Raw genomic sequence first — 24,696 nt, forward strand, 5'->3', positions numbered from 1 at the left:
ATAAGTTTTCAAATTAAATAAGGGTTGATTTTTCAAAGAATAAAATATTTTTATTAGAAAATAAGGCTTACTTCATCTCCATCCCGCAGATGCAGGGTTTTTCTAAGATTATCCCGGGCAATGAATTCTAAAAATTCTTCCGGGTGATGGGTCTTTACTGGAAAAATAACCGCCCCTTCCACCTTATCTTCCAGACGTGCTTTAAGCAACAAAACATCTCCAAACTTATCAGAACCATTAATCATCACTGTTTGCTGTTCTTTAGCTGGCTGGAGATTTTCTAAATTTTCTTCATCAATTAAAATATTTAAAGTTCCTTTAAATGGATTAAAACCTAATATTTCCTTAAACTGGGAGGAATATACTTCCTGTGACATGAAATACATGCCTTTTTGCGATCCAGATGTAACAAGACCTTTTATTTTCATAATAGCTTCCTCTTAATCCTTAAACAGTAATAAAATCTTAAGAATTACTATAATTCTAAACCAATTAAAATTACTATACTTATTACCCCATACTATTTAAATAATCATATACCGGTGAGGATATTAAAATATGTTATATTTAACTCACATTTAAATGACCCTTACCGGGATGACCTGAAAACTATATCCTCTCTAATGTCTTTTTTTAATTATTCATTTCTTCATCTTATCTAAAAATTATTTTATAATCATCTCTCCAGATGAGCTTCTATGGTGGAGAAGATAGGGCCCCGGATATCAATTTGTTTGTTATTTCCAGTGATGTAATTTAAAGCCACCTCATCCAGCAGGAGATTAATATCTGATAGCGAACGGGCAATGGTGCTTTTTACTTTAATCTCCTCCCTATTTCCCACCACCATTTCTTCTATGTGGTAGGCTGCCTGGGCGGCCAGGGATTCCATGTAACTTATCCTGGTAGATATCCCTTTTTCAACCGCCTTTTTAATAAAAGGATTGTCCAGCTGTCCTTCAGGAGGTATGCCCACAATATTTCCCTGATAAATGTATACCTGGTTTCTAGCAGCAGGGCCCAGTAATCTGGTGTTTTCTTCCTCTTCCCGGGCAATCACCTGGATATTTTTTCCTAAAAATTCTCCGGAAAATACCCGAAATTCACAGGGGGATGATGCAGATGCATTTTGATCCCATACCTTCAGAATGAGGTTCATAAGATTTTTACCATCCTGTGTAGCAGGATAATAATTTATAAAGAGCATGGTGGCCAGATCACGATCAGAAAGTTCCCATTTTCGGTATAATTGGGGATAAACCATTTCCCGGATATCCTTTTCCTGATGCAGCACCATAGCCATACGTTCTGCCCCCACACCCAGGTTCATTACTTCTTCTTCAATTCCATACCGGGCCAGGGCCAGGGGAGAGTACAATCCAAAGGTAGCAATTTCCACCCACTCTTTAAGCAGGGGATGGTAACCATAAACCTCGGTCTGGGTCCCTGGAATGTAATACTTGGATTTTTTCTCATCAGGAATATACTTGAATTTTTTAAATCCAAAATATTCCAGCAAACTTTCAGATACAGCTTTTCCCATATCCAGAGAAATTTCATCATCCACCACAACACAGGAAGCAGAATGATAGGTCATTAAATGACTTGAATCTTCTTTTTGCTCTCTTCTAAAGCACCGGTCAATTGAAAATAATTTTAAGGGTAATTTGGATCGATTATGTATATTCTGAAGTGAAATAAACCATCCGGAAGTCATATGGGATCGGAGGGTGGTTCTACCAGCCACGGGTTTCAACTGCTGAATTTCCGGGAAAACATGTTCCAGCACCCGTAACCCGATATGGTCTTCTGCTTCCAGGGAAGCAGATACATCATGCACCAGGTCGTCCCCACAAAGTTCCCCTTTTTTATATCCCCGGAATACCTTTTGAAGATCCTTTAAACGATCTTCATTCACTTCCACTCCCAGATTTTCAATTTTTTCTATTTTATCTATTCCCAATCCTATATCTGGCCGGGGTAGCCCTGCCAGGTAGAAACAACGGTCCAGCACCGCAGGAGCTTCTGGTCCAAACTGCTGATAAATATGATCTTCTTCAATAAAAACCGGGTTAATCATTTCACTAAAACCCAATCGTAGATAGGCCTGCCTTATCTCTCCGATGGTATCATATAAAAGGTGAGACTTGCCAGTACTGAGCCTCAACCGGGGGTACTGCTGGTCATGGTGGGGTTTTTTTAAAAGTTTTCCACTTTCAACCCAGGCCTTTTCAAAATCTTTTTTAGAAAGTTTAATAATCTTTTTTTTGTTCAAATTTCCACCCTCAAACTGGATTTTAATTTAGAATCAGTATTAATGCTTATAATAAATTATTTCTTTATTAAATATTAAAAAGTGAAATAATTACTTATGAGTTCATCATGATTTTTAATTAAATCTAAAATGCATGAGTTCACTATTTTTTTTAATGCACTTGAACATTAATTGGTTTTACTATCTTTATATTGATTTTCATATCATTATATTTTAAAATTGAGTTTGATTTATCGGGCCATCTATCACAAATTTAAATACCCATTATCATCAATTATCAAAACATGGAAAGCAAAATATATGAATGTGATGTGCTTATTATTGGGTCGGGAGGAGCTGGATGTAGGGCAGCCATAGAAGTCTCAGACCATAATTTAGAACCTTTAATAATTTCTAAGGGATTATCATTCAAATCAGGATGCACTGGGATGGCTGAAGGAGGCTATAATGCTGCTTTTGCCTTTGTGGACTGTGATGATAACCTGGATATTCACTACCAGGACACACTTCGAGGAGGAGGATACCTTAATAATCCGGAACTGGCCCGTATTTTAGTGGATGAATCTCCAGATCGTCTGGTGGATCTTGAAAATTACGGGGCTCTTTTTGATCGTCAAAAATCAGGTGAGCTGGATCAAAGACCATTTGGAGGCCAAAGTTTTCGCCGTACCTGTTTTCAAGGAGATAGAACCGGGCATGAAATCATAACTGCTCTTAAAGAGGAGATATACCGCCGGGAAATCCTCACCCTGGATGAAATAATGGTTATTTCTCTCTTACTGGATGATGCCCGGAGCAAAGTGCAGGGTGCGGTAGGCCTTTCTTTAAAGGATTCTAAATTAATCATATTCAAAGCCAGATCAACCATACTGGCCACTGGCGGGGCAGGACAGATTTATCCAGTAACCTCTAATACTATGCAAAAAGGAGGGGATGGTTTTGCCCTGGCCTGGAATGCAGGGGCAGATTTAATAGATATGGAACAGGTACAATTCCACCCCACAGGAATGGTATTTCCTGAATCACGTAAGGGAGTGCTGGTAACTGAAGCGGTACGGGGTGAAGGGGGTATTTTACTCAACAACAAAAAAGAACGCTTCATGGGAAACTATGATGATAGGATGGAACTGGCCACCCGGGATGTAGTAGCCCGGGCTATTTATAATGAAATCCGGGAAGGAAGAGGCACGGAAAATGGAGGGGTTTATCTTGATGTAACCCATCTCCCGGCAAAAACTATCCAGGATAAACTGGAGACCATGCTACTCCAATTTTTAGATGTGGGAGTGGACATACGCCAGGAACCCATGGAAGTTGCCCCCACCGCCCACCACTTCATGGGTGGAATCAAGATTGATAAATGGGGAAGAAGTACAATCCCTAATTTATTTGCTGCAGGGGAGGTATGCGGGGGAATACACGGTGCTAACCGCTTAGGAGGAAATGCCCTGGCAGATACTCAAGTTTTTGGAAAAAGAGCTGGAAAAGCTGCTGCTTTAAATGCCTTAAAATCCTCACTTAAAATGGACCGGCATCATGTTAACACAATTAAAAACCATTTATATGAAATCCAGAAAGAAGGGGATATTCCTCCCCATCAAATTAAAAAGGAACTCCAATCCACCATGTGGGAGCACGTGGCCATTATACGTAATGAAGACGGCTTAAAAAATGCACTGAAAGTTTTAAATAATCTGGAAACTCGCCTGAAGCGCATGAATGTCCCTGACGGATCCCACTATAATGTTTACCTGCAACAGGCCCTGGAAGCAGAAAACATGGTTCAAATAGCTAAATTAGTCACTAAATCTGCTTTACTCCGTAAAGAAAGCAGGGGTTCCCATTTCCGCGAAGACTTCCCGGAAATGATGGATGATTACAAAAAGAGCATTATTTTAAATAAAAATAAGGGATTCAGCTTCACTAATCGTTAGAAATAGTCATCTGGATTTTATAAACCCCATAAATTCTTTTTTATATTGTAAGCTTTCCAGTACAAAATCCGCCCCGGCATCTTTAAGTTCCCGGGGGGAATATATTCCGGTGGATACTCCGATGGTACCAGTTTTGTTTTCTAAACCAGCCTTTATATCCCGGGGGGTATCTCCAATCACAAAAGCAGGGGAATTATCCGGGCTAAAATTATATTTTCGGCTGGCTCTTTTCAGGGCAGTAGATACCAGATATGGCCGGTGGTAATTATCACTTCCAAAACCACCTAATTTGAAATATTTATCCAGGTCCACCTGTTTTAGTTTTGCCCGGGCAATTGATTCCAGGTTACCGGTGATTAATCCTAATAATATGCCCTGACTTTCCAGTTCAGTCAATAAATCCCTTACTCCCTCCAGCACCATAATATGGTCGTCTTTAACATTTAAAATAAAATAAGAGGATAATATCTCTTTAAATTCATCTAATTTCTTTTTTATAAGATTTTCATCAAGACCCTCTTTTTTTAAAACTTCACAGGTTATCTGGGGGTCAGTTTTCCCATGGTAATTGATAATATCAATATCTGTGTTCACCTGAAAGACTTCCTGGAAGGCATGACTAAAGGCACGGTGATGGCACTCGGAACGATCAATCAGGGTTTTATCAATATCAAAAAGCAATAAAATCATGTTATAAACCTGCTAATTTTTGGAAAGCATTTCTTCAGCTGCGTTTTCAGCCAGCTCCAGAACCTGATTTTCTTTTATAAACTGAAGATTTCGGTTTTCCATGAGAATGTTACCATTACAGATAACGGTATCCACATCACCACCCTGGGCAGAGTACACCAGGTGGGATAAAGGGTGCCTGAAAGGAGTTAAATGTGAGGTTTTAATATTAATAATCGCCAGATCGGCTTTTTTACCTTCCTTAATGGTTCCTATTTCCTTTTCCATCCCCAAAGCAGAGGCACCCTGTATGGTGGCCATCTGGAATACTTTTTCTGCCGGGAGGGAAGTGGGATCTAAAGTATGGACTTTCTGCAAGAGAGCCGCCAGCTTCATCTCTTCTAACATATCCAGATTATTATTAGAAGCAGCACCGTCAGTTCCCAGTCCCACCACAACCTCATTTTTAATTAATTGATCCACTGGGGATACTCCTGAAGCTAATTTCATATTACTGGCTGGATTGTGGGATAAATTCACCTTTCTTTTTTTGATAATATTTATTTCCTCAGAAGAAAGCCACACCCCATGGGCTGCCAGAACATCTTCTTTTAAAAATCCTATTTCATCCAGATATTCAAAAGGTCTTTTACCCTGGGCATCTGTAACTTGTTGAACTTCGGTCCGGGTTTCACCAACATGAATATGTATGGAAATGCCTTTTTTAGTGGCTTCCTCCCGGACCTGTTTAAGCAGTTCTTCAGAACAGGTATAGGGTGAATGAGGACCATAAGCCACCTGGATTCTTCCACTGGCGCTGTTATGACATTTTTCAATCAGATGATGTGTTTTTTTAAATTCTTCTTTTCGCTTATGGGCATCACCTAAATCAATCATTCCATGGGATAAGATGCAGCGCAGACCGGATTCTTCCACTGCCCGGGCTACATCCTCCATATAGAAATACATATCATTGAAGGTGGTGGTACCTGACTTTATCATTTCCACACAACCTAAAAGGGCACCGGCATAACAGTAATCCTCATTTAAACTAGCTTCCATAGGCCAGATATGGTCATTCAGCCAGGTATCAAGGTCCAAATCATCGGCCAGACCCCTTAAAAGTGTCATGGAAAGGTGGGTGTGGGTATTCACCATGCCGGGTATTACTATTTTTTTAGAACCATCAATAACTTTGTCTGCTTCTTTTTTATTGATGTCCTTAGATAATTCTCTTATTTTATCATTTTCAATTAAAATTGATCCCTTTTCCATTTTCTCCCCATCTAAAATCAGGGTATTTTCAATCAGAATACTGTTACTTTCCATGGTCACCACCTTCTACCATCTTACTTAAAAGGTCTAATATGTGGGGGCTACAATGTATATACATCGAAGATAAGAATAGACCTTGAATAGATATAACTATAAATAAAGATTATCATCATCAGGTAATAAACTATCTGGAGTATAAAAATGAAGATTAGAATTGCCATTCCCTCTAAAGGAAGAATAAGCGATCCGGTGGTTAAACTTTTAGGCAAAGCCGGAATCGGTTTAAAAGATACAGTTAATAGGAAGCTTTTTTCAGATACTCATCATCCGGATATCAGTGTAATGTTCACCCGTGCTGCGGATATACCAGAATTTGTAGCTGACGGGGCAGCTGATATGGGAATCACCGGACTGGACCTCATTCAGGAGAAGGGAAACCGGGTTAAAATCTTAGAAGATCTGAATTTTGGAAAGGCCAGCCTGGTATTGGCTTCTCCAGAAGAATCCTCAATAACTAATCTTAATGATGTAAAAGATGGTATGGTGGTGGCCACTGAGTTTCCCAATCTTACCTATCGTTATCTCCAGGAAAATGGTGTAAATGCTAAAATAGTGGAACTGAGTGGTTCCACGGAAATAGCACCATTTATTGGTGTGGCCGATTTGATTGCGGATTTAACCAGCACCGGCACCACCTTAAAAATGAATCATCTTAAAATTGTGGACACCATACTTGAAAGTTCAGTTAAACTGGTGGCCAATCACCACAGTTATAAGGATAAGAATAAAATCATGGAGGAAGTGCGCACCGGTATAAGGGGGGTTATGGATGCTGAGGGTAGAAAACTGGTCATGCTAAATGTGGAAAAAAACAAGCTGGAAGAGGTTAAACAGGCCATGCCGGGAATGACCGGTCCCACTGTTTCCCAGGTTTTATCCAGTGAGAATATGGTGGCCGTACATGCCGTGGTAGGTGAAGAAGAAGTTTTTAATCTGATAAACCGCCTGAAAAAAGTAGGGGCCCGGGATATACTGGTCATGCCTATTGAAAGGATAATTTAATTTTTCTTTAATATTTCCCCTTCAGAAGCAGGAGATTTAATAATGAATTATGTGGGATTGATTATAAAAAATCCATTCAGGAATAAAACCAGAACTTCCCTGGCCATTATAGGCATTGCCATAGGCATTGCCACCATAGTAGCTCTGGGTCTTGTTACTGGGGGACTCAAAGAATCCACCGAAAGCACCCTTAAAGCAGGGGGAGCTGAAATAACTGTAATACAGGCAGGTACCGATGGTTTCCTGGCAGGGAATGTTCAAAAAGAACGCATCACTGATATTCAAAATATAAACGGGATTCAGGATACAGCAGGTGTTCTCCGGACCAGTGTTCGTCTGGAAAATGGTTCCAGTTCCAACTTTGGCCCCAGTGGATTCATAGTGAATGGTATGGAGGTCACTAAACTTAATCTGGCCGGCATAGAAAGTATTGATGGGGCTTATTTTTCAGATGATGATGCCAATGAAATAATTATAGGTAAAACTGCTGCTCAGAACCTCAATAAAACGGTGGGGGATTCTATAAAAATTTTTAATGAGGATTTTAAAATCACCGGGATTTTCGAAACAGGAAATATCATCACCGATGCTGGAGCATACCTTTCCTTAAGTAAACTTCAGCAATTAACCAATACTGAAGATAAGGTCAGTATAATACTGGTTAAGATAAATGAAAATGCCAACGCTACCCAGGTAGGAAATGATATTGAAGAGGCCTATCCAGATGAACTGGCCACCACTTCTGCTGCTGATCAAATAGGAAGGATAAATCAGGGATTAAGCTTTATCGATACTGCCACCTGGGCAATATCATTACTGGCCATAGTTATAGGAGGGGTGGGAGTTATAAACACCATGATAATGTCTGTTTATGAAAGAACCCGGGAAATCGGGGTCTTAAAAGCGGTGGGATGGAGAAGTAGAAGAATATTAGGCATGATTTTAGGTGAATCCATAGTAATCACTCTTTTGGCTGCCCTGGTTGGTATTGTGGTGGGAATTATTGGGGTGGAACTGCTTTTATCCCTCACTACCGAAACCCAGGGCATAATCCAGCCAGCATATTCTCTGGAACTATTTGCCCGGGCTTTAGGAATAGCATTCCTGGTAGGAATAATCGGAGGTATTTATCCTGCTTACCGGGCCAGCAGACTAGCTCCAACCGAGGCACTGCGCTATGAATAAACCAGATTACTTTATTGAAATACAAAACCTTAAAAAAAGCTATGATGAAGGGACCATAAAGGCTTTAAATGGCATAGACCTGAAAATCAAAAAGGGGGAATTTGTTTCTATTATGGGGCCTTCAGGTTCTGGTAAATCCACCCTCCTCAATATGATAGGGGCTCTGGATAAGGGAGATGAAGGTTCTCTAAAGGTAGCCGGTATTGATTTAATGCAAAAAAAGGATTTGAGTCAGTTCCGGTCTTCTGAAATTGGATTCGTCTTTCAGCTGCATAACTTAATTCCCAACCTCACGGTAGTGGAGAATGTACAGATTCCCATGCTGGAAACTCCAATTTCCAGTAAAAAAATGGAAAAACGGGCACTTGATCTATTAAAAAAAGTGGAACTGGAGGATAAAATTAACCAGAGACCAACCAAACTTTCAGGGGGAGAAAGACAGAGGGTGGCTATTGCCCGGGCTTTAGTAAACCACCCCTCTATTATATTAGCCGATGAACCCACAGGTTCTTTAGATTCCAAAACAGGGGACATAATTCTGGGCCTACTAAAAAACATCCATAAAAAAGAAAATGTAACACTGATTATGGTAACACACGAATCATACGTGGCTAATATGGCTGATAGAATTATTAATGTACTTGATGGTAAAATAAGGGATGATTCAACTAATAATATTGTGTCCTAACCCTATAATGGATCAAATCACTAAATATTTTCCAGAAAATGGCAATTAAGGAACCATATACACCCTCATTATACTGCCTTTTTGAAGAATTGTTAAAATTTCACTGTTAATATTTATTAATTTGCTTTCTAAATAAGAACTAAATGCACCGGGGATTAACTATGAAGATTATGCGATTTATAGTAGATCGAAAAGAAAAAACAGGCTTAATTGAGGATTCTAATATTATAGAACTTAGCTGTTCAGTTGTGGAAGCACTTAACGCTATTAATCTTGATAAATTCAAAAAAAACAGTTATTATACTTTAGAAAATATTAAAATTAAAGCACCGGTCTCACCTTCCAAGGTGGTGTGTGTGGGTCTAAATTACCAGGACCATGCTGCTGAACTAAACATGGATATTCCCGATGAACCCATCCTATTTTTAAAACCCCCCAGTGCAGTTATTGGGCATCAGGAGCCCATCATTTATCCTGGTTCTTCAAATCAAGTTGATTATGAGGCAGAAATGGGAATAATCATTTCCAAAAAAGCAAAAAATATAAAGGAAAATAATGCCCGGGAATTTATAGGGGGATACACCATCCTTAATGATGTGACTGCCCGGGATCTGCAAAAAAAAGACGGGCAATGGACCCGTGCTAAGAGTTTTGATACTTTCGCCCCGATAGGTCCGGTTATTGAAACTCAAATGAATCCTGATAATCAAAATATATTCTTAAAGCTTAATGGAGAAATTAAACAGGATTCTAATACTAAAAATATGATATTTGAGGTGGAAGAACTCCTGGAATTCATATCTCATATTATGACTCTTAATCCGGGAGATATTATTGCCACAGGCACCCCACCCGGGGTGGGTTCCCTGCAACCAGGGGACCGGATTGAAACCGGGGTGGAGGATATAGGTGTCCTGAAAAATCAGATTATAAGGCCTTAATCATTAATAGGCCCTAGAGTAAATATTACTAATAGATTAAGGGGAGGATAATCTTTCTAATTTTATTTCATATTCTTTTTTCAGGCTGATTATTAAAAATATAATGCTTAAAATCAGTAAAAGAGCAAAAAGACCTACCATAAACCATTCTCCCTTTTGGATATAGTAACCTGGACTTAAAATCAGGGTGTATATTAACATGCCCAGACCAATGAGATTAAGGTTGTACCCGGATCTTTTTTTATATAAAAGACTTATGCCTGCAATTGTAAGTAGAATAGCAGTTGAAAATTCCGCTATAAGATGCAAAACGATTTCTGCGGGGCGGGTAGTAAACTCAGGCACCATACCTGATAAGAGAAAAAAGGCCCACATTACTATCATCAAACTACCAATAAAAATAGAATAAATCGCTATAATATTTCTTAATGTCATTTTAATCACTTTTTTTCATGAGAATTAATATCATTAGCTTTAAAAAAAGGAATAGAATATTAGGAATTCTATTCCAGGAAAATAGCTGGTTTATAAGGCAGGGCATTACGGGCTTTGTTTTCGGGATCATAATCTGCATCCTGATGGATTACTATCTCTGCTTCTGTTACCTTTTGTAAATAATCTCGGGCATCAGATAGTATCTTATATTCCTCCAGGTGACCCACATAATTTACCCGGGTAATTTCTCTACTTATTTTTTGGGCAAACTCAGCTATTTCTTTTTTATCATCATGCAACTTTTTCTGGATAGTTTGGCCAATTATACGGCCAATATCTGGCCTTCCTACTTCTATTGCTATATCAAAAACTTCCCATTTCCATGAAGGGGCCAGATAGATATGTATCTTTTCAGGGTCAACGCCCACTATCTTTTTAATCTCGGTTATGTCATTAACCAGATCCTGAATAATCTCCTCGGCCTTTTGAATTTTTTCATCTATGAAACCAGGATCATATACTGGCCAGGGAGCTTCTGATACCAATCCCTCTCCACCATATTCTTCCCAGAGCTCTTCGCAAGTATAAGGTGTAAATGGCGATAGAAGACGTATCCATGATTCCAGGACCAGGGATAATACCTGAGAAATTTCTTCCTGATACTTTTCATCATCCTGATAAGAATGTATCCGGTGGAAGTAATGATCCACATCCTTTTTTAAAAGGAATAGGGAATCTTGAACTGCTTTTCTGGTCTGAAATCCTTCTAAAGCTTCAGTAGCATCTTTTATTCTTAGATGGAGCTGACCTAACATCCATTTATTAATAAAACTTTCCAGGGGAATGGAAGAGTTATTTCCCACGTCCTTAAGCAGCAGGGATTCCTGGTGCAGGGTGTTTACTTTTTTAGCAAATTCCACAAACCATTCCAGTCTTCTGCGGGTTCCTTTTACTTCCTTTTCCCTCCAGTCAAAGTCCTGCCATGGCTCAGCAGAAGACATTAAAAAGAGCCTTACCACATCAGCACCGTGCCGGGTGAGGGCATCCTCCAGAAGAACCACATTCCCTTTAGAGGAAGACATTTTATTTCCTTCCAGAAGCCCCATTCCAAATACAACTATTCCCTGAGGCCTTTTATCTTCCGGGAAAATGGCCGTATGGTGGAATATGTGGAAGGTGAGGTGGTTTCCAATAAGATCCTTTGCCGAAAGCCTCCAGTCCAGAGGATAGTAGTAGTTGAATTCATCCTTTATCTGTTTTATAAGACCTTCTTCCACTTTAACCGGGCCGGGCTCATCTAAAAATACCCGGGAGAAAAACTCATCATCCAGGTCATCAGGATCTATTTTATTAAGATAGGGGGCTATAGTATAGTAAGACATGTAGATAGTGGAATCAGTTAAAGGCTCTATAATCCACTGAGGATCCCAGGGAATCCTGGTACCCAATCCTATTCTACGAGAACATGCCCAGTCATGCAACCATCCAATATAATAATTGAAATTAGCCCTTACTTCTGAAGGTATTATTTTCATTTTTTCCAGAGTATCACGGGTGTTTTTTTTCCATTCCTCATCAGAATATGTGATAAACCACTGGTCTTCCATTATTTTAACCACGCAGCGATTGCCGCATCGGCATATAACTGGTCTTTCAGCAAAATCATACATTAAACTGGCTTTTTTCTCTCCCTTTAAACTGGAACTGATGGTTTCCCGGATCAGGGAAACTTTCTGACCACTGTAAATTGGTATATGTTCGCTCATTACTCCTCTGGTGTGTTCCTGTTTGTAGAGTTCATTGGTGGCTTCCTGCAGGTGGGGATCTTTCTGATTTTTAATTCCCATTTTTTCAATAATTTCCTGGGCAGGGAATTTTCCATAGCCTTTTAAGGTGATTACATTGATGGGCTGGAGGTTTTTTACAATTTCCTCCAGTTGATATTCCTTTAAAAGTTCAGAATTATTCTTCAAATCATGCAGTGCCATGTAATCTGCAGGAGCATGACCTGGAACTGAAAAAACAACCCCACTACCATATTCGGGATCAACAAAGCTGGCAGGTAAGATAGGGTGTTCTTCACCAGTAACAATATTCTTCACCATCCGCCCAATCAGAGGGCGGGGATCTACTTCTTCCAATATTTCCAGATTTTTCTGGTGGGAAAGGTTATCATAAGCCTCTTTACTGATTAACCATTTTTCACCATCTGCCATAACCTTCACATAATTTGATTCGGGATTTAACCAGAGATTGGTAGCACCATAAATTGTCTCCGGGCGAAAGGTTGCAGGAACCAGATAAAATCCATCTATTTCAAATTTAAGGAGGGTTAATTCATTTATACTCACACCTTCCCCTTCCAGAAGGTCGTGATCCCCCACCGGGTTTTCACATTCTCCACAATATTTTACCGGGTGGGCCCCTCTTCTTACCCGTCCCTTACTTTTGAGCTGACGGATTTGCCATTCAATAAATTTTTTATAAGCCGGATCAGTGGTTCTAAATTCCCTTCTCCAGTCAATGGAGTAACCCATTTTTTCCATAACCTGGTGGTATTCACTGCTGAAGTACTCTACAATATATTCAGGATTGGTGAATTTTTTTAGTTCCTCTTCTGGAACTTTATGGATGTTTTTATAGATATCCAGGGTCCAGGGGTCCTGCCGTTGTATTCGCCGGGCTATCCCTATAACCGGGGCCCCGGTAACATGCCATCCCATGGGAAATAATACATTATATCCTTGCATTCTTTTAAAACGAGCATATACATCTGGTACTGTGTAGGTTCTGCCGTGCCCAATATGCATAGCTCCACTGGGATACGGATAAGCTACTGTTAAAAATAATTTCTCCCTTTCATCGGGATTGGAATGAAATATTTTAGATTTCTTCCATCTTTCCTGCCATTTACTCTCCACATTACTTTTCAATAAAATCACCGTCACCATTACTTGAATGATAAATAAAATTTTAATATAATTGTATTTTGGGTTAAAATTAATTTATAAATTCAGGGAATTAAAAGATTAACTACTCAACTTAGAAAAAATTGATAAATATATTTTTTTTATTTAATTAGAATCTCTTTCCATTTCCTCATTTAACCAGTTTAAATATTCAGGGGAACCATTTATTATGGGAAGAGCCACTATGCATGGATTTTCATAGCTATGCAATTCTTTTACCCTTTTTATGATTTTTTCCACTTTACTAGTTTTAGTTTTAACCAGCAGTACAGATTCTGTATCTTCCTCTATATTTCCCTCCCAGTAGTAGAATGATTTCACATCATTCGGAATATTGACACATCCGGAGAGTCGTTCCTGGACCAATTTTTTACCAATTCTGGTTGACTCTTCCTTACTGGAGGTGGTAATGTAAACTATGGCAAACATGGGCTGCCTCCTTATTTTTTTCATGGTTATCCTCATTTAATTCATTAATTTTATCGAATAAGAGGAATTTCAGGGAGATTTATTTTATGATTAGATAAATTGACCCTTTTTTTTATTCTTTTTATCTCCTGAAGTGGTAAATCCATTTTTTGAGCTATTAAATCAGGGGATAAACTTTCATCAAACATTAGATGCAGAATCTTATCCAAAGTTATATAATCTATTCCCAGTTCTTTTTCATCAGTTTGGCCCGGCCACAGACCGGCAGAAGGAGATTTGTCAATTATTTCCCGGGGAACACCCAGCAGTCGGGCAATTTCCCATACCTGGGTTTTGTAAAGGTCTCCTAAAGGTAAAATATCTGCTCCTCCATCTCCGAATTTAGTGAAGTAACCCATCATGAGCTCACTTCGATTTCCAGTCCCTACTACCATCCTATTTAATGAATTGGCGTGGTAATATAAAACCATCATTCTGATCCTGGGTTTTAAATTGGCCAGAGTCATTTCATCAGGAGGGTGATGGCATAAAAGAGGGAACTTTTCTATTAAGGGGTCTATGTTAATCACTTCAGATTCTATTTTAAGTATCTCTGCCACCTGTTGACCATGCTCTAAATCCTGAGCTGTGTTGGTTTTACTGGGCAGGAGGAGTCCCAGTACTTTAGATGGACCCAAAGCCTGTTGACATAGAAAAGCCACTACTGCAGAGTCAATTCCACCACTCAGTCCCAGAACAACTCCGGAAGAACCAGATAATTTCACCTTATCTTTAATAAATCCTTCTAATTTTTTAATGGCGGGCTTTCCCTCCAGCTGTGGAATTTTAATATCTCCCTGATTCATTAAGCATCCCCTTTTTTTATCAAAATCATTTTAAGTATGACTACCCTCATTTTTATTTTATGGTCTCCCTATTAAAAATAGGATTTAATATTCTGCTATTAAATTATACTCTTTATATAAGATAAGTTTAAAAGTAAGGATAATATAGTCAGATATAACTTTTTATCAACTGATGATAAATAAAAGTTTATTCTAAATTATTCAACTTAATAGAAATTTAGGAGGAATATAATGGCATTTAAAGATCTTTTTAAATTTAATAAGGGAAAAACCACTTTTGTATTTGTGGGAGGAAAGGGAGGAGTAGGTAAAACTACTGTTTCAGCTGCTACTGCCTTATGGATGGCTAAACAAGGCAAAAAAACTCTGGTCATATCTACTGATCCGGCTCACTCCCTGGCGGATTCTCTGGAAAAACCAATTGGACACCTGCCCACCCCGATAATGGAAAACCTTCATGCGGTGGAGATTGACCCTGAAGTGGCAATGGAAGACTATCAGGTCAAAATGAAGGAACAGGCTGCTGCAAATCCTGGAATGGGAATGGACATGCTTCAGGATCAGATGGACATGGCTTCCATGTCCCCTGGTATAGATGAAGCCGCTGCCTTTGATAAGTTCTTACAGTACATGACCACTGATGAATATGACATTGTGATTTTTGATACAGCACCTACCGGACACACTCTGCGTTTACTATCTTTTCCAGAGATTATGGATTCCTGGGTAGGTAAAATGATTAAAATCAGAAAACAGGTGGGCAGTATGGCCAAGGCCTTTAAAAATATCATGCCCTTTATGGGTGATGAAGAAGAAGAGGACCGGGCTCTAGAAGATATGGAAGTAACCAAGAAGAAAATTAGGGAAGCAAGGGCGGTTATGGCTGATCCAGAAAGGACTTCTTTTAAAATGGTGGTTATTCCGGAAGAAATGTCCATCTATGAATCTGAAAGGGCTATGGAGGCACTGAAAAAATATAACATCTACTCGGACGGGGTTATTGTAAATCAAATACTACCTGAAGAAACTGATTGTGAATTCTGTCAGGCCAGACGGACCCTTCAACAAAAAAGACTCAAACAAATCCATGAAAAATTCCAGGGGCAACTGGTGGCTGAACTCCCACTTTTAAAAGAAGAAGCCAAAGGATTGTCTACCCTGGAAAAAGTGGGCGAATTACTCTATGGTGATGTGAAACTGATTTCAGAGTAATTTTTCTGATTTTTTTTTATTAGATTTAACTTCTTTTTTTTTATTTGCCAATAATAACGTCATAGTGAAAGTATTAATCTTAAATAAGAGTTGGCCAGGACATTTACTAATGGAGGGATGCCCCGGGTTAACGAGAATATAATCCTTATATAATAAAAGTATCTATATTCCTATAAGAACTTCAGACCATGTGGGTAAGTTCACATAATATGACTAAAAATAATAATTGTGGTGAAATACATGAAAATTGCAGTTTATGGTGCAGGAAACCAGAATCTTTATGTTAATCAACTTAAGTTGCCGGAAAAGTACGGAGGAGAAGCTCCATATGGTGGAAGCCGAATGGCCATCGAATATGCTAAAGCAGGACATGATGTTTATTTGGCTGAACCAAATCGCAGCATGCTGGATGATGGCCACTGGAAACAGGTGGAGGATGCAGGAGTTACTGTAACTTCTGATGATGTGGAAGCAGCTAAACATGCAGAAATAGCAGTTCTATTTACTCCCTTTGGTAAAAAAACCTTTGAAATTGCCAAGGAAATTACCAAACATATTCCAGAAAACGGAATAATCGCCAATACCTGTACTGTTTCTCCCATGGTTTTGTACTATGTTCTGGAACGGGAACTAAGAAGAGACCGTAAGGATATAGGAATAGCTTCCATGCACCCGGCAGCAGTACCTGGAACTCCTCAACATGGTCACTATGTAATTGGGGGACACTCCAGCAATGATATTGACATTGCCAGTAAGGAACAGATACAAAAATGTGTTGAACTCTCAGAAAGCTGTGGAAAGGATGCTTATGTGGTTCCTGCGGATGTTTCTGCTGCTGTAGCCGATATGGGATCTCTGGTAACTGCGGTGACTCTGGCAGGCGTTCTGGATTATTATTATGTGGGTACTCAGATTATTAAGGCCCCTAAAGAAATGGTAGATAAACAGATTTTAATGACCCTGCAAACCATGGCTTCTCTGGTAGAATCTTCTGGAACCCAGGGCCTGGTAAAGGCCATGAATCCAGAATTACTGGTTAAAACTGCTAAATCCATGCACCTTTTAGAAGAACAGGAAGAACTGGATGCAGCTATAAGTACACTGGCTAAATTAGATTCAGAGGTCATGGACTGGGCTCAAAAAGCAGAGATAAAACCTACCAATCTGGTGGCAGCTCAGGCACTGGCCACAGAATTACAGAACCTCATGGGCGAAAAAGCAGCTGAAGGTACCATCAGGCGCTGTATGAGGAAAATGTTTGAATAAATATTTTTCCTTTTTCATTTTAAAGATTAACGAACGGTGGTTTTATTCTAATTCGAGACTTAAAAACTGCTACTTATTTTGAAACTACTGACGGCACTTTTATATGTGAATTATTACATCCTCACCGGGAAGAAAAAGATATAAAAATCAATTTTAGTATTGCCCATGCTATACTCGGCCCGGAGGAGTCATCCCATCCCCATCGCATTAAATCTGCAGGGGAGATTTATTTTATTCTGGAGGGCAAGGGTTTGATGCATATTGATAACCAGCAGGCACTTTTAGAACCAGGGCAACTGGTTTACATTCCCCCGGGATCAATGCAATTTATAAAAAATGTTTCCTCAAGTGAATTGAAATTTTTATGTATGGTATCTCCCCCCTGGAGGAAAGAAGACGATGAAATTTGTCTGGAGTAAAAAAAATATTAAAGCAGCTTTTTTTTAATTAGTAGATAACCATAACGCACATGTAAGTAAATTCACTTTCTGCTACTTCTTTTAAGGTAGTTTCCACCACATTTTCCTCAGGATAACTCAGCCTCTCGCAGACTATCACTTTTCTTTCTGGGGAAATACCATTCTCCATTAAGAATCTTGCCATATCTGCCGTACTGCGGGAAGGAAGGGCAATGGTAGGCTGACCATTATCCAGGATAGGAAGAATTTCCTGAAAATTTTCTCTACCATGAAATGTCATGAGATCTGCCTTATCCCAGGGTATTTCAACCCGGGCAGCACAAAGCTGTAGTGAACTTATACCGGGAATCACTTCCAGTTCAATATCATAACCTTTTTTTTTAATAATTCGCTGCACTGGACTTAAAACACCTGAAAAACCAGGATCTCCTGTGGAAAGAATGCATACATTTTTCCCGCTATGGACCCGGTCCACCCCATATTCTAACTTTTCCTGCACATCCTTTACATTTAAAAGTACAACTTCCTGAGATTCAGGGAAAAGATCCAGGGCTCTTTTACTTCCAATTGTGATATCTGATTTTTTAACCACCTTTCTAGCAGCTGGTGTTACAAAATCCTCTGAACCAGGGCCTATTCCTGCGATATAGAGTTTTGACAAATTATGACCTCTTTTTAAAATTTTTTTTTATTTCAACCTATTTCTCCGGGATAGGGAACCTATTTAATTAATTAGTTAATAAATACCTTACTAAGTAACTTATTAAATTCTTATAATTTTTTTCAATTTAATATGATGTGATACCATGCTTCAGATTGCAGTTACCGGAAAACCAAATGTTGGAAAATCTTCATTCTTTAACTCAGCCACCCTTTCCCAGGCAGAAGTGGCAGGATACCCCTTTACCACCATTGATGCCCATAAAGCCGTGGCCCATGTGGACACTGATTGTCCCTGTAAGGAGTTGGAGGTGGTTTGCAGTCCTAATAATTCCAGCTGTGTAGAGGGCAGGCGTTTAATTCCAGTGGAACTTATTGATGTGGCCGGTCTGGTTCCTGGGGCCCATGAAGGAAGGGGATTAGGTAATAAATTCCTGGATGACCTGCGCCAGGCCAGGGCATTTATTCATGTTATTGATGCGTCGGGGTCCACTGATGAAGAGGGAAGGCCTGTGGAGGCAGGAACGCATGATCCATTGGAAGATGTGGAATTTCTACAAAAGGAAATAACCATGTGGCTTTATGGTATTATACAGCGAAACTGGGAGCGGCTGGTTAGAAAAGCTTTATCTGAAAGATTGGATATGGGTAAAGTAATCCATGAACAGCTTTCCGGGACAGGTATAATGCTGGAAGATATTATAGAAGCCAGAAGGAAGATGGAAACTGATTATACTCAATGGGAAAAAGAAGAACTCATTCAATTTCTGGATAAACTTTTAAGGATTGCCAAACCCATGTTAATTGTAGCTAATAAGGCTGATTTACCTTCTTCTTCTGAAAATATCAAACGATTGAAGGAAAAATACTCCAAAGTGGTACCTGCATCTGCAGAATCAGAACTAGCTCTCACCAGAGCAGCTAAAGCTGGCCTTATTAAATATCAATCGGGTGAGGGGGACTTTGAAATAGTAGATGGAGTAAATTTGAATGAAAACCAGAAAAAAGCCCTGGAATATATCCGGGAAAATGTACTGCAAAGATATGGGAGTACCGGGGTTCAAAAGGCTTTAAATCAGGCAATATTTCAATTACTCGATATGATTGTGGTTTATCCTGTAGAAGACGAGCATAAGCTTTGTGATCAAAAGGGGAATATTTTACCTGACGCTTTTTTAATTTTAAAAGGTTCAAAACCCCGGGACATGGCCTATGTGATTCATACAGATATTGGAGAAAGATTCCTGCATGCAGTAGATGCCAGAAAAAACATGCGGGTTGCTAGTGATCATGAACTGAAAGATGGAGATATAATCAGTATAATTTGCCGATAGGAACATATAAAAAAATTAAGGGGATATTTCCTCCTTTTTTGATTGAATAATATGCTGAATGTTTCCTCTTTTTACTTACTTATAGTTTAATCATGGTGAGATAAATGAAAGGTTTGGCAATGTTAAAAATAGGGGAAATAGGATGGATAGAAAAGGATAAACCAAAATGCGGACCATCAGATGCAATTATAAAACCATTAGCCATAGCACCCTGTACTTCTGATGTCCACACCGTATGGGAGGGTGCAATAGGCCAAAGACATAATATGATTTTAGGACATGAGGCAGTAGGAATTGTAAATGAAGTAGGTCGTGAGGTTAAAGATTTTAAACCGGGTGACCGGGTAATAGTACCAGCTATAACTCCAGATTGGGGTTCAGAAGCAGCACAAAGGGGTTTTCCATCACATAGTGGTGGTGCTTTAGGGGGATGGAAATTCTCTAACTTTAAAGACGGTGTTTTTGGAGAATACTTCCATGTTAATCTGGCAGACAGTAACCTGGCACTTTTACCTGATAAAATTCCTTTAGAAGCAGCAGTAATGCTTCCGGATATGCTGAGCACAGGTTTCATGGGGGCTGAAAATGCTAAGATTGAAATTGGATTTAGTGTTGCTGTTTTAGGAATTGGGCCGGTAGGACTTAGTAGTATCGCTGGTGCAAAATTAAAAGGTGCTGGGAGAATATTCGGAGTGGGTACCAGACCAAAACTGATAAAAATTGCCAAAAAATATGGCGCCACAGATATAATTAATTATAAAAAGGGAAATACCTCCGAACAAATTATGGATGCAACAGAGGGGGAAGGAGTGGACGCTGTTATTGTAGCGGGAGGAGGTCCTGATATTCTTATCGACGCATTAAATATAGCTAAACCAGGAGCAAAAATTTCAAATATTAATTATTTTGGCAGGGGAATTGGCGAGGGTGATATTATTCCTATTAGTCGTTCAGGATGGGGCTTTGGTATGGCTCAAAAAGATATAGTTACTGGTCTTTGCCCTGGTGGAAGACTTAGAATGGAAAGATTAGCACAAATTGTAATCCACGGTCGCATGGATCCTTCTCTAATGGCCAGCCATGTTTTCAAGGGTTTTGATCATCTGGAAAAAGCCCTGCTTCTAATGAAAGATAAACCACAGGACTTAATAAAACCAGTAGTTCTATTAGATGGATAATTCATTTCATTTCATATCTCTTATTCTGTTTATTTTTTCTTTTAAAACCCGGTGGAGATGTTCTGCCCCTATAATTTCATCATCCTCCAGATTCCAATGGGAAGGATACATAATAAATGGTTTGCTTTGGCCACCACCTAAGCCACCATGACTTCCCACCAGTTCTTCAAAGGCGGCCACTTCATTTTTATCTGGATTATAAAAACTATTTACCAGGATATCAGGTACGTATTCAAATTTGTGGGTGCGTAAAAGGTGATGGCGAGCATTTTCTCCAAAATCCCGTAAAGGATTATCTCCTTCAATCCTATCACATTTTAAGTAATATATTCCCTCTTTTCCTATGGCAAGAGGCCCCCATTCAAGGGAGTGGACCATTATAAATCCTATTCCTTCATGTTGAACCAGTCCGGGAATCAAATCCGGGAATAATTTTTTTATTTCTTCATAAGATAACCTTTCAGTCCACTGTGTAAGATAAATCAGTCCTAAATTTCCAGAAGCCAGTACAATCACTTCTGATTCTTCGGCTGTATATTTTAATGGTTTTCGTGATATTTCATAATCCTGGATGTATTCTAATACCTTTCCCTTTCCTACCGGACTTTTTTTAATGTTATCCAGAGTATTATCCACCAGATCACGACTCTTTTTTACAGTATAATCTTTTTTATCTTTAAGATATGATTTACTAGAATCAATAGGACGGGTAAAAGCCTGACCAAAGTGGTCTTCATTGGAGGATAATTCACTGTAAATAATTAATTCTTCAGGAAGCAGCTCCCGGACCAGGTCTTCTAAAGTAATCCCATAACGTTGTTTGAAGGTGGCACCATTGGTTTGTCCATGATCAGACTGCACCACCAAATAATACGGCCTTTTAGTATATTTTAATGAATTCTGGAGCCTTTTAAATTGTTTATCAATACCACGAAGGGCATAAAAAGCATCTGGATCCTGTACTCCCGAGTGATGGGCAATTTCATCGTATCCTAAATAAGTGGAATAAGCAATATCCATATCTGAAGCTAAAATATCTCCAATCAAAGTGCAGGTATTAACTTCACGCATAAAAACATTGGCCCCGGCCCGTACAAAGGGATAAACAAAACCTCTGTGTATTCGAGGTTTTATATTTTTAATCCAGTGTATTAACTGGGAAATAAAATCCATTAAAGCATCAAAAAGGAATAGAAGTAATATCCTGGCAAAATTAGAAGGATTGGAGTAAAAATAGTACCAGGTATCATTGTAAAATTGGCGAATATTTATAAGCTTGCTGTAGGTGAATATGGCATTTTCTGCATCTCCTGAGAAAAGATTGGATCTGCTGGCCCCATTAAATGATAATAATCCTTTACCATCTGAAATACGCTTTTCAATAACCGGAGCATCATGTAACCCGGTGGAAACCATTATCTTATTATTATTGCCCTTTTCTACCCAGCGGAATGCCGGGAGGTTATGGTTGTTGCCATGCAGTATCCCCGCCTGACTGGCCCCGGTTTGACTGGATAAATCAGTTTCCCAGGAAGTTACTTTATGGCTTTTAGAATCTAACCAGCTCTTTAAAGTAGGCATATGTCCATTTTCAATTGCTTTATTTAAAATATCTTCAGATAAACCATCTATTTCTAATAAAATTACTCCTGGATAATTCTTTGTTTTTTTATTTGCCTTTTTTATAGTTCTATGTAGAACTAATCGATAGTAGGAGGTTTCATCATCCAGGGTAACCACCGCTGAAAGCAAGGTGGTAATAAGAGACATACCCACTGGAGCTAAAATCAGGGCCCATCCTTCAATAATTATTCCTGGAACGAAAATACTGATTAACCATATCAGAAAACCATTTATTAAAAGAGATCCTATGCCCACGGTGTAAACAAGGAAGGGAAGAAAAATACGGGATAAAATTGGCCATAAAAGGGCATTTATCACACCTAAAATACCAACCACAATCAGGGCAGTTTCCCAGGAATTAATGGTCAGCCCTACCGACATATCGGCTATGATTATAAAACCAATAACTTCCGCAATCCATATAACAATGGTACGAAAAATAAATTTAATAAAAGAAGGTTTTTCTGGAGATTCAGTTTCCACTTGTTTTGTCATTCCATAGCACCCGGGCTTTTGAGGTTTATTATGCTAATTTCAGGCGGACAATTTATTCTAAACCAGAAAATATTGGTCCCTACTCCCCTACTGGTGTACTGGGTCATTTCTCCCACCTTATATTCTCCCGAGGGATACTTCTTAAAATGAGGTCCCCGGATGATGGTATCTTCCCATCCTGGAATTGTACACTGGCCTCCATGGGAGTGTCCAGAAAGCTGGAGAGAGAATCTACCGGTGGCTGAACTGATATCTGCGAAATCAGGTTCATGCACCATCAATATAGCTGGGCCTGATTTTGGTACTTTACTCATAACTTCATCTAATCGATGTTGATTAAGCATAACACTATCCAAACCCGCCACATGTAAAGATGCATCTTCCCGCTTAAGGGTGTAAACCTGGTTGCTTACATCAATCACCCCACTGTTTTTCAGAATATTCCTGATTTTCCCCGCACCTAACCAGTGGTCGTGATTTCCTAAAACTGCCAGGGATACATCCAATGGTTCCAGGTTCTTTAAGCATAGGGTTAAATCTTCTTCATATCCTTCCAGCAAATAAGAAACATAATCTCCGGTAAGAGCTACCAGATCCGGGTCTTGCTCATTGACCAGTTCAATTATTCCCTTTAGATGGTAAGGGGTTATCCACTGACCCAGATGAATATCAGTTAATTGTACTATTGTGTAATTGTGGAAGAGGGGATCCAGGTTTTTCACCGGCACTTCTATTTCCGTAATTTCAAAATCATGGGGTCGAAATATTCCACTACCCACTTTTTCTCGATGACGGGTCATGAATCTTTGCAATTTCTGCCGGAGGACCATTCCCTTTGGTTTTTTACTCATAATACTTAATTTATTTAAGATTTTATAACAGAATTACTTAAACTTAATATGAGCCACCAGATATTTGTATTTTTTTATATGCTTTAAAAATCAACTAAAATTGAAACTAACTAATCTCAGGATACCACAATTATCACTGCTTTTTAAAGATAAGTTTAACCAATTTCCAGGGCTTAATTTCTAGTGAATTATCTTTAAAATGAGTTTTAAACACCAGGGGGAATATTGAAACATTTTTTTGGGAAGCATCTTGCAGGGTACAGGAAAAATCAGGATCAGTCTTGAAATTAGGTGAAAAAACCAGAGCATCTTCTTTCAGAATTAAAAAAATTACTCCTGAGGCAAATCCCTGTTTTATGCCTTCTATTAATTCTTCTAAGTGCTTTTTGCCCCTTATGGTGGGGGCATCTGGAAAAAGAGCCTTATTATTTTCCACCAGGGTACAGCCCTTCACTTCCAGTAACATTTTCCGAGATATATTCGGGGAGATATCCTTATTATGTTTTAATGATAATAAAAAGTCTAAACGGCTTTTTCCAAAACTATATTCTCTTTTCTCCACACCATAATTTTTTAAATCGCCTATAATTCGGGATTTTATGGCTTCTTCAGCCAGATCACTATGGAAACCAGAATTTATAAGAACCCAACCCCGGTCTTTAAAAACAGCCACCACATCATATTTTGTTTTTCTGTTGGGATTATGAGGAACTTTTTTAACTAAAAGATCAATTCCAGGGATTAATAGTTCTTTTAATCGTCCGGGATCTTTTAGGTGGCCTAAATGTTCCTTATTATGGTAATGGAATTTCACGGTAAAACGATTAGGTCTTTCCACAAATTTTACCTGGATTAAATCATCTAATCGCATCACATACCTCCACTTATTCCAATTCAATGAATACCTGAAAATCCCGGCTAATCATAAAATTCCTTCTGGTAAAAAATAGG

The 24,696-nt window shown here is 38.9% G+C and carries 22 protein-coding genes; 10 read left to right on the forward strand and 12 right to left on the reverse strand.

Going from position 1 to position 24,696, the window contains the following annotated elements; all coding sequences use genetic code 11:
• Positions 1-53: 53 nt before the first annotated feature.
• Both HYG87_RS06795 and sepS read right to left on the reverse strand, forming a co-directional pair.
• Positions 54-428 carry a DUF120 domain-containing protein gene (locus HYG87_RS06795; RefSeq protein ID WP_211532443.1) on the reverse strand — a complete coding sequence of 125 codons (375 nt, stop codon included), beginning with the start codon at positions 426-428 and terminating at the stop codon, positions 54-56.
• A gap of 248 nt (positions 429-676) precedes the next feature.
• On the reverse strand, positions 677-2,275 hold the full coding sequence (gene sepS, locus HYG87_RS06800; protein ID WP_211532444.1) for an O-phosphoserine--tRNA ligase: 1,599 nt from the start codon (positions 2,273-2,275) through the stop codon (positions 677-679).
• Between the two features lie 284 nt (positions 2,276-2,559).
• Between sepS and tfrA the strand changes: the two genes are divergently transcribed.
• Positions 2,560-4,209, forward strand: coding sequence for a fumarate reductase (CoM/CoB) subunit TfrA (gene tfrA, locus HYG87_RS06805; RefSeq protein WP_211532445.1), 1,650 nt, complete (start codon positions 2,560-2,562; stop codon positions 4,207-4,209).
• Between the two features lie 6 nt (positions 4,210-4,215).
• Here the strand turns inward: tfrA and HYG87_RS06810 are convergent, their stop codons facing one another.
• Both HYG87_RS06810 and HYG87_RS06815 read right to left on the reverse strand, forming a co-directional pair.
• Positions 4,216-4,899 (reverse strand): HAD family hydrolase, encoded by a 684-nt coding sequence (locus tag HYG87_RS06810; RefSeq protein WP_211532446.1) that lies wholly within the window; start codon positions 4,897-4,899, stop codon positions 4,216-4,218.
• Positions 4,900-4,911: 12 nt separating this feature from the next.
• Positions 4,912-6,207, reverse strand: coding sequence for an amidohydrolase family protein (locus HYG87_RS06815; RefSeq protein WP_211532447.1), 1,296 nt, complete (start codon positions 6,205-6,207; stop codon positions 4,912-4,914).
• A gap of 147 nt (positions 6,208-6,354) precedes the next feature.
• On the opposite strand from HYG87_RS06815, the gene hisG reads away from it, so the two are divergent.
• The 4 genes from hisG to HYG87_RS06835 all read left to right on the forward strand — a co-directional run bounded on the left by hisG (position 6,355) and on the right by HYG87_RS06835 (position 10,029).
• Positions 6,355-7,215, forward strand: a complete 861-nt coding sequence (gene hisG / locus HYG87_RS06820) for an ATP phosphoribosyltransferase (protein WP_211532448.1) — start codon at positions 6,355-6,357, stop codon at positions 7,213-7,215.
• Positions 7,216-7,257: 42 nt separating this feature from the next.
• Entirely contained in the window at positions 7,258-8,400 is a 1,143-nt protein-coding gene (locus tag HYG87_RS06825) for an ABC transporter permease (RefSeq protein WP_211532449.1), read from the forward strand.
• Entirely contained in the window at positions 8,393-9,088 is a 696-nt protein-coding gene (locus HYG87_RS06830) for an ABC transporter ATP-binding protein (protein ID WP_211532450.1), read from the forward strand. The genes HYG87_RS06825 and HYG87_RS06830 overlap by 8 nt, the downstream gene beginning before the upstream one ends.
• Before the next feature lie 161 nt (positions 9,089-9,249).
• Positions 9,250-10,029 carry a fumarylacetoacetate hydrolase family protein gene (locus HYG87_RS06835; RefSeq protein WP_211532451.1) on the forward strand — a complete coding sequence of 260 codons (780 nt, stop codon included), beginning with the start codon at positions 9,250-9,252 and terminating at the stop codon, positions 10,027-10,029.
• A gap of 36 nt (positions 10,030-10,065) precedes the next feature.
• Here the strand turns inward: HYG87_RS06835 and HYG87_RS06840 are convergent, their stop codons facing one another.
• From HYG87_RS06840 to HYG87_RS06855, 4 genes are all read right to left on the reverse strand, one after another.
• A complete protein-coding gene (locus HYG87_RS06840; RefSeq protein WP_211532452.1) occupies positions 10,066-10,464 on the reverse strand; it encodes a hypothetical protein in 399 nt (132 codons plus the stop codon).
• A 68-nt stretch (positions 10,465-10,532) separates the two neighbouring features.
• The gene (gene leuS / locus HYG87_RS06845) at positions 10,533-13,397 is read right to left on the reverse strand and encodes a leucine--tRNA ligase (protein WP_211532453.1); all 2,865 of its coding nucleotides are present in this window, start codon (positions 13,395-13,397) and stop codon (positions 10,533-10,535) included.
• Positions 13,398-13,538: 141 nt separating this feature from the next.
• The gene (cutA, locus tag HYG87_RS06850; RefSeq protein ID WP_211532454.1) at positions 13,539-13,862 is read right to left on the reverse strand and encodes a divalent-cation tolerance protein CutA; all 324 of its coding nucleotides are present in this window, start codon (positions 13,860-13,862) and stop codon (positions 13,539-13,541) included.
• A gap of 50 nt (positions 13,863-13,912) precedes the next feature.
• Positions 13,913-14,707: an NAD+ synthase gene (locus HYG87_RS06855; RefSeq protein ID WP_211532455.1), complete on the reverse strand. Its 795-nt coding sequence runs from the start codon at positions 14,705-14,707 to the stop codon at positions 13,913-13,915.
• Between the two features lie 231 nt (positions 14,708-14,938).
• Here HYG87_RS06855 and HYG87_RS06860 point away from each other — a divergent pair, with 231 nt between their 5' ends.
• The 3 genes from HYG87_RS06860 (at position 14,939) to HYG87_RS06870 (ending at position 17,604) form a co-directional block, all read left to right on the forward strand.
• On the forward strand, positions 14,939-15,919 hold the full coding sequence (locus HYG87_RS06860; RefSeq protein ID WP_211532456.1) for a TRC40/GET3/ArsA family transport-energizing ATPase: 981 nt from the start codon (positions 14,939-14,941) through the stop codon (positions 15,917-15,919).
• A gap of 240 nt (positions 15,920-16,159) precedes the next feature.
• Positions 16,160-17,185, forward strand: a complete 1,026-nt coding sequence (locus tag HYG87_RS06865; protein ID WP_211532457.1) for a H(2)-dependent methylenetetrahydromethanopterin dehydrogenase-related protein — start codon at positions 16,160-16,162, stop codon at positions 17,183-17,185.
• A 158-nt stretch (positions 17,186-17,343) separates the two neighbouring features.
• A complete protein-coding gene (locus tag HYG87_RS06870; protein WP_394357451.1) occupies positions 17,344-17,604 on the forward strand; it encodes a cupin domain-containing protein in 261 nt (86 codons plus the stop codon).
• Positions 17,605-17,632: 28 nt separating this feature from the next.
• Here HYG87_RS06870 and HYG87_RS06875 read toward each other — a convergent pair whose 3' ends face one another.
• The gene (locus tag HYG87_RS06875) at positions 17,633-18,265 is read right to left on the reverse strand and encodes a cobalt-precorrin-7 (C(5))-methyltransferase (RefSeq protein ID WP_211532458.1); all 633 of its coding nucleotides are present in this window, start codon (positions 18,263-18,265) and stop codon (positions 17,633-17,635) included.
• 145 nt (positions 18,266-18,410) lie between these two features.
• Between HYG87_RS06875 and HYG87_RS06880 the strand changes: the two genes are divergently transcribed.
• Positions 18,411-19,598: a redox-regulated ATPase YchF gene (locus HYG87_RS06880; RefSeq protein ID WP_211532459.1), complete on the forward strand. Its 1,188-nt coding sequence runs from the start codon at positions 18,411-18,413 to the stop codon at positions 19,596-19,598.
• 104 nt (positions 19,599-19,702) lie between these two features.
• The gene (locus HYG87_RS06885) at positions 19,703-20,776 is read left to right on the forward strand and encodes an NAD(P)-dependent alcohol dehydrogenase (RefSeq protein ID WP_211532460.1); all 1,074 of its coding nucleotides are present in this window, start codon (positions 19,703-19,705) and stop codon (positions 20,774-20,776) included.
• A 6-nt stretch (positions 20,777-20,782) separates the two neighbouring features.
• Here HYG87_RS06885 and HYG87_RS06890 read toward each other — a convergent pair whose 3' ends face one another.
• From HYG87_RS06890 to sfsA, 3 genes are all read right to left on the reverse strand, one after another.
• Positions 20,783-22,894, reverse strand: coding sequence for a phage holin family protein (locus HYG87_RS06890; protein ID WP_211532461.1), 2,112 nt, complete (start codon positions 22,892-22,894; stop codon positions 20,783-20,785).
• Positions 22,891-23,748 (reverse strand): metallophosphoesterase, encoded by an 858-nt coding sequence (locus HYG87_RS06895; protein WP_211534245.1) that lies wholly within the window; start codon positions 23,746-23,748, stop codon positions 22,891-22,893. The genes HYG87_RS06890 and HYG87_RS06895 overlap by 4 nt, the downstream gene beginning before the upstream one ends.
• 130 nt (positions 23,749-23,878) lie before the next feature.
• Positions 23,879-24,616 (reverse strand): DNA/RNA nuclease SfsA, encoded by a 738-nt coding sequence (gene sfsA, locus HYG87_RS06900; RefSeq protein WP_211532462.1) that lies wholly within the window; start codon positions 24,614-24,616, stop codon positions 23,879-23,881.
• Between the last annotated feature and the right edge of the window lie 80 nt (positions 24,617-24,696).

It is taken from the genome of Methanobacterium alkalithermotolerans, assembly GCF_018141185.1.
In the GTDB taxonomy this organism is placed as follows: Archaea; Methanobacteriota; Methanobacteria; order Methanobacteriales; family Methanobacteriaceae; genus Methanobacterium_F; species Methanobacterium_F alkalithermotolerans.

Excerpts from the sequence above, each read along its gene's own strand:
- HYG87_RS06795 (WP_211532443.1), bottom strand. The coding sequence starts at position 428 with ATGAAAATAAAAGGTCTTGTTACATCTGGATCGCAAAAAGGCATGTAT.
- sfsA (WP_211532462.1), bottom strand. The coding sequence starts at position 24,616 with ATGCGATTAGATGATTTAATCCAGGTAAAATTTGTGGAAAGACCTAAT.
- HYG87_RS06815 (WP_211532447.1), bottom strand. The coding sequence starts at position 6,207 with ATGGAAAGTAACAGTATTCTGATTGAAAATACCCTGATTTTAGATGGG.
- HYG87_RS06885 (WP_211532460.1), top strand. The coding sequence starts at position 19,703 with ATGAAAGGTTTGGCAATGTTAAAAATAGGGGAAATAGGATGGATAGAA.
- HYG87_RS06865 (WP_211532457.1), top strand. The coding sequence starts at position 16,160 with ATGAAAATTGCAGTTTATGGTGCAGGAAACCAGAATCTTTATGTTAAT.
- HYG87_RS06860 (WP_211532456.1), top strand. The coding sequence starts at position 14,939 with ATGGCATTTAAAGATCTTTTTAAATTTAATAAGGGAAAAACCACTTTT.
- HYG87_RS06830 (WP_211532450.1), top strand. The coding sequence starts at position 8,393 with ATGAATAAACCAGATTACTTTATTGAAATACAAAACCTTAAAAAAAGC.
- hisG (WP_211532448.1), top strand. The coding sequence starts at position 6,355 with ATGAAGATTAGAATTGCCATTCCCTCTAAAGGAAGAATAAGCGATCCG.
- HYG87_RS06890 (WP_211532461.1), bottom strand. The coding sequence starts at position 22,894 with ATGACAAAACAAGTGGAAACTGAATCTCCAGAAAAACCTTCTTTTATT.
- HYG87_RS06825 (WP_211532449.1), top strand. The coding sequence starts at position 7,258 with ATGAATTATGTGGGATTGATTATAAAAAATCCATTCAGGAATAAAACC.
- cutA (WP_211532454.1), bottom strand. The coding sequence starts at position 13,862 with ATGTTTGCCATAGTTTACATTACCACCTCCAGTAAGGAAGAGTCAACC.
- tfrA (WP_211532445.1), top strand. The coding sequence starts at position 2,560 with ATGGAAAGCAAAATATATGAATGTGATGTGCTTATTATTGGGTCGGGA.
- HYG87_RS06835 (WP_211532451.1), top strand. The coding sequence starts at position 9,250 with ATGAAGATTATGCGATTTATAGTAGATCGAAAAGAAAAAACAGGCTTA.
- HYG87_RS06880 (WP_211532459.1), top strand. The coding sequence starts at position 18,411 with ATGCTTCAGATTGCAGTTACCGGAAAACCAAATGTTGGAAAATCTTCA.
- HYG87_RS06810 (WP_211532446.1), bottom strand. The coding sequence starts at position 4,899 with ATGATTTTATTGCTTTTTGATATTGATAAAACCCTGATTGATCGTTCC.
- HYG87_RS06840 (WP_211532452.1), bottom strand. The coding sequence starts at position 10,464 with ATGACATTAAGAAATATTATAGCGATTTATTCTATTTTTATTGGTAGT.
- HYG87_RS06855 (WP_211532455.1), bottom strand. The coding sequence starts at position 14,707 with ATGAATCAGGGAGATATTAAAATTCCACAGCTGGAGGGAAAGCCCGCC.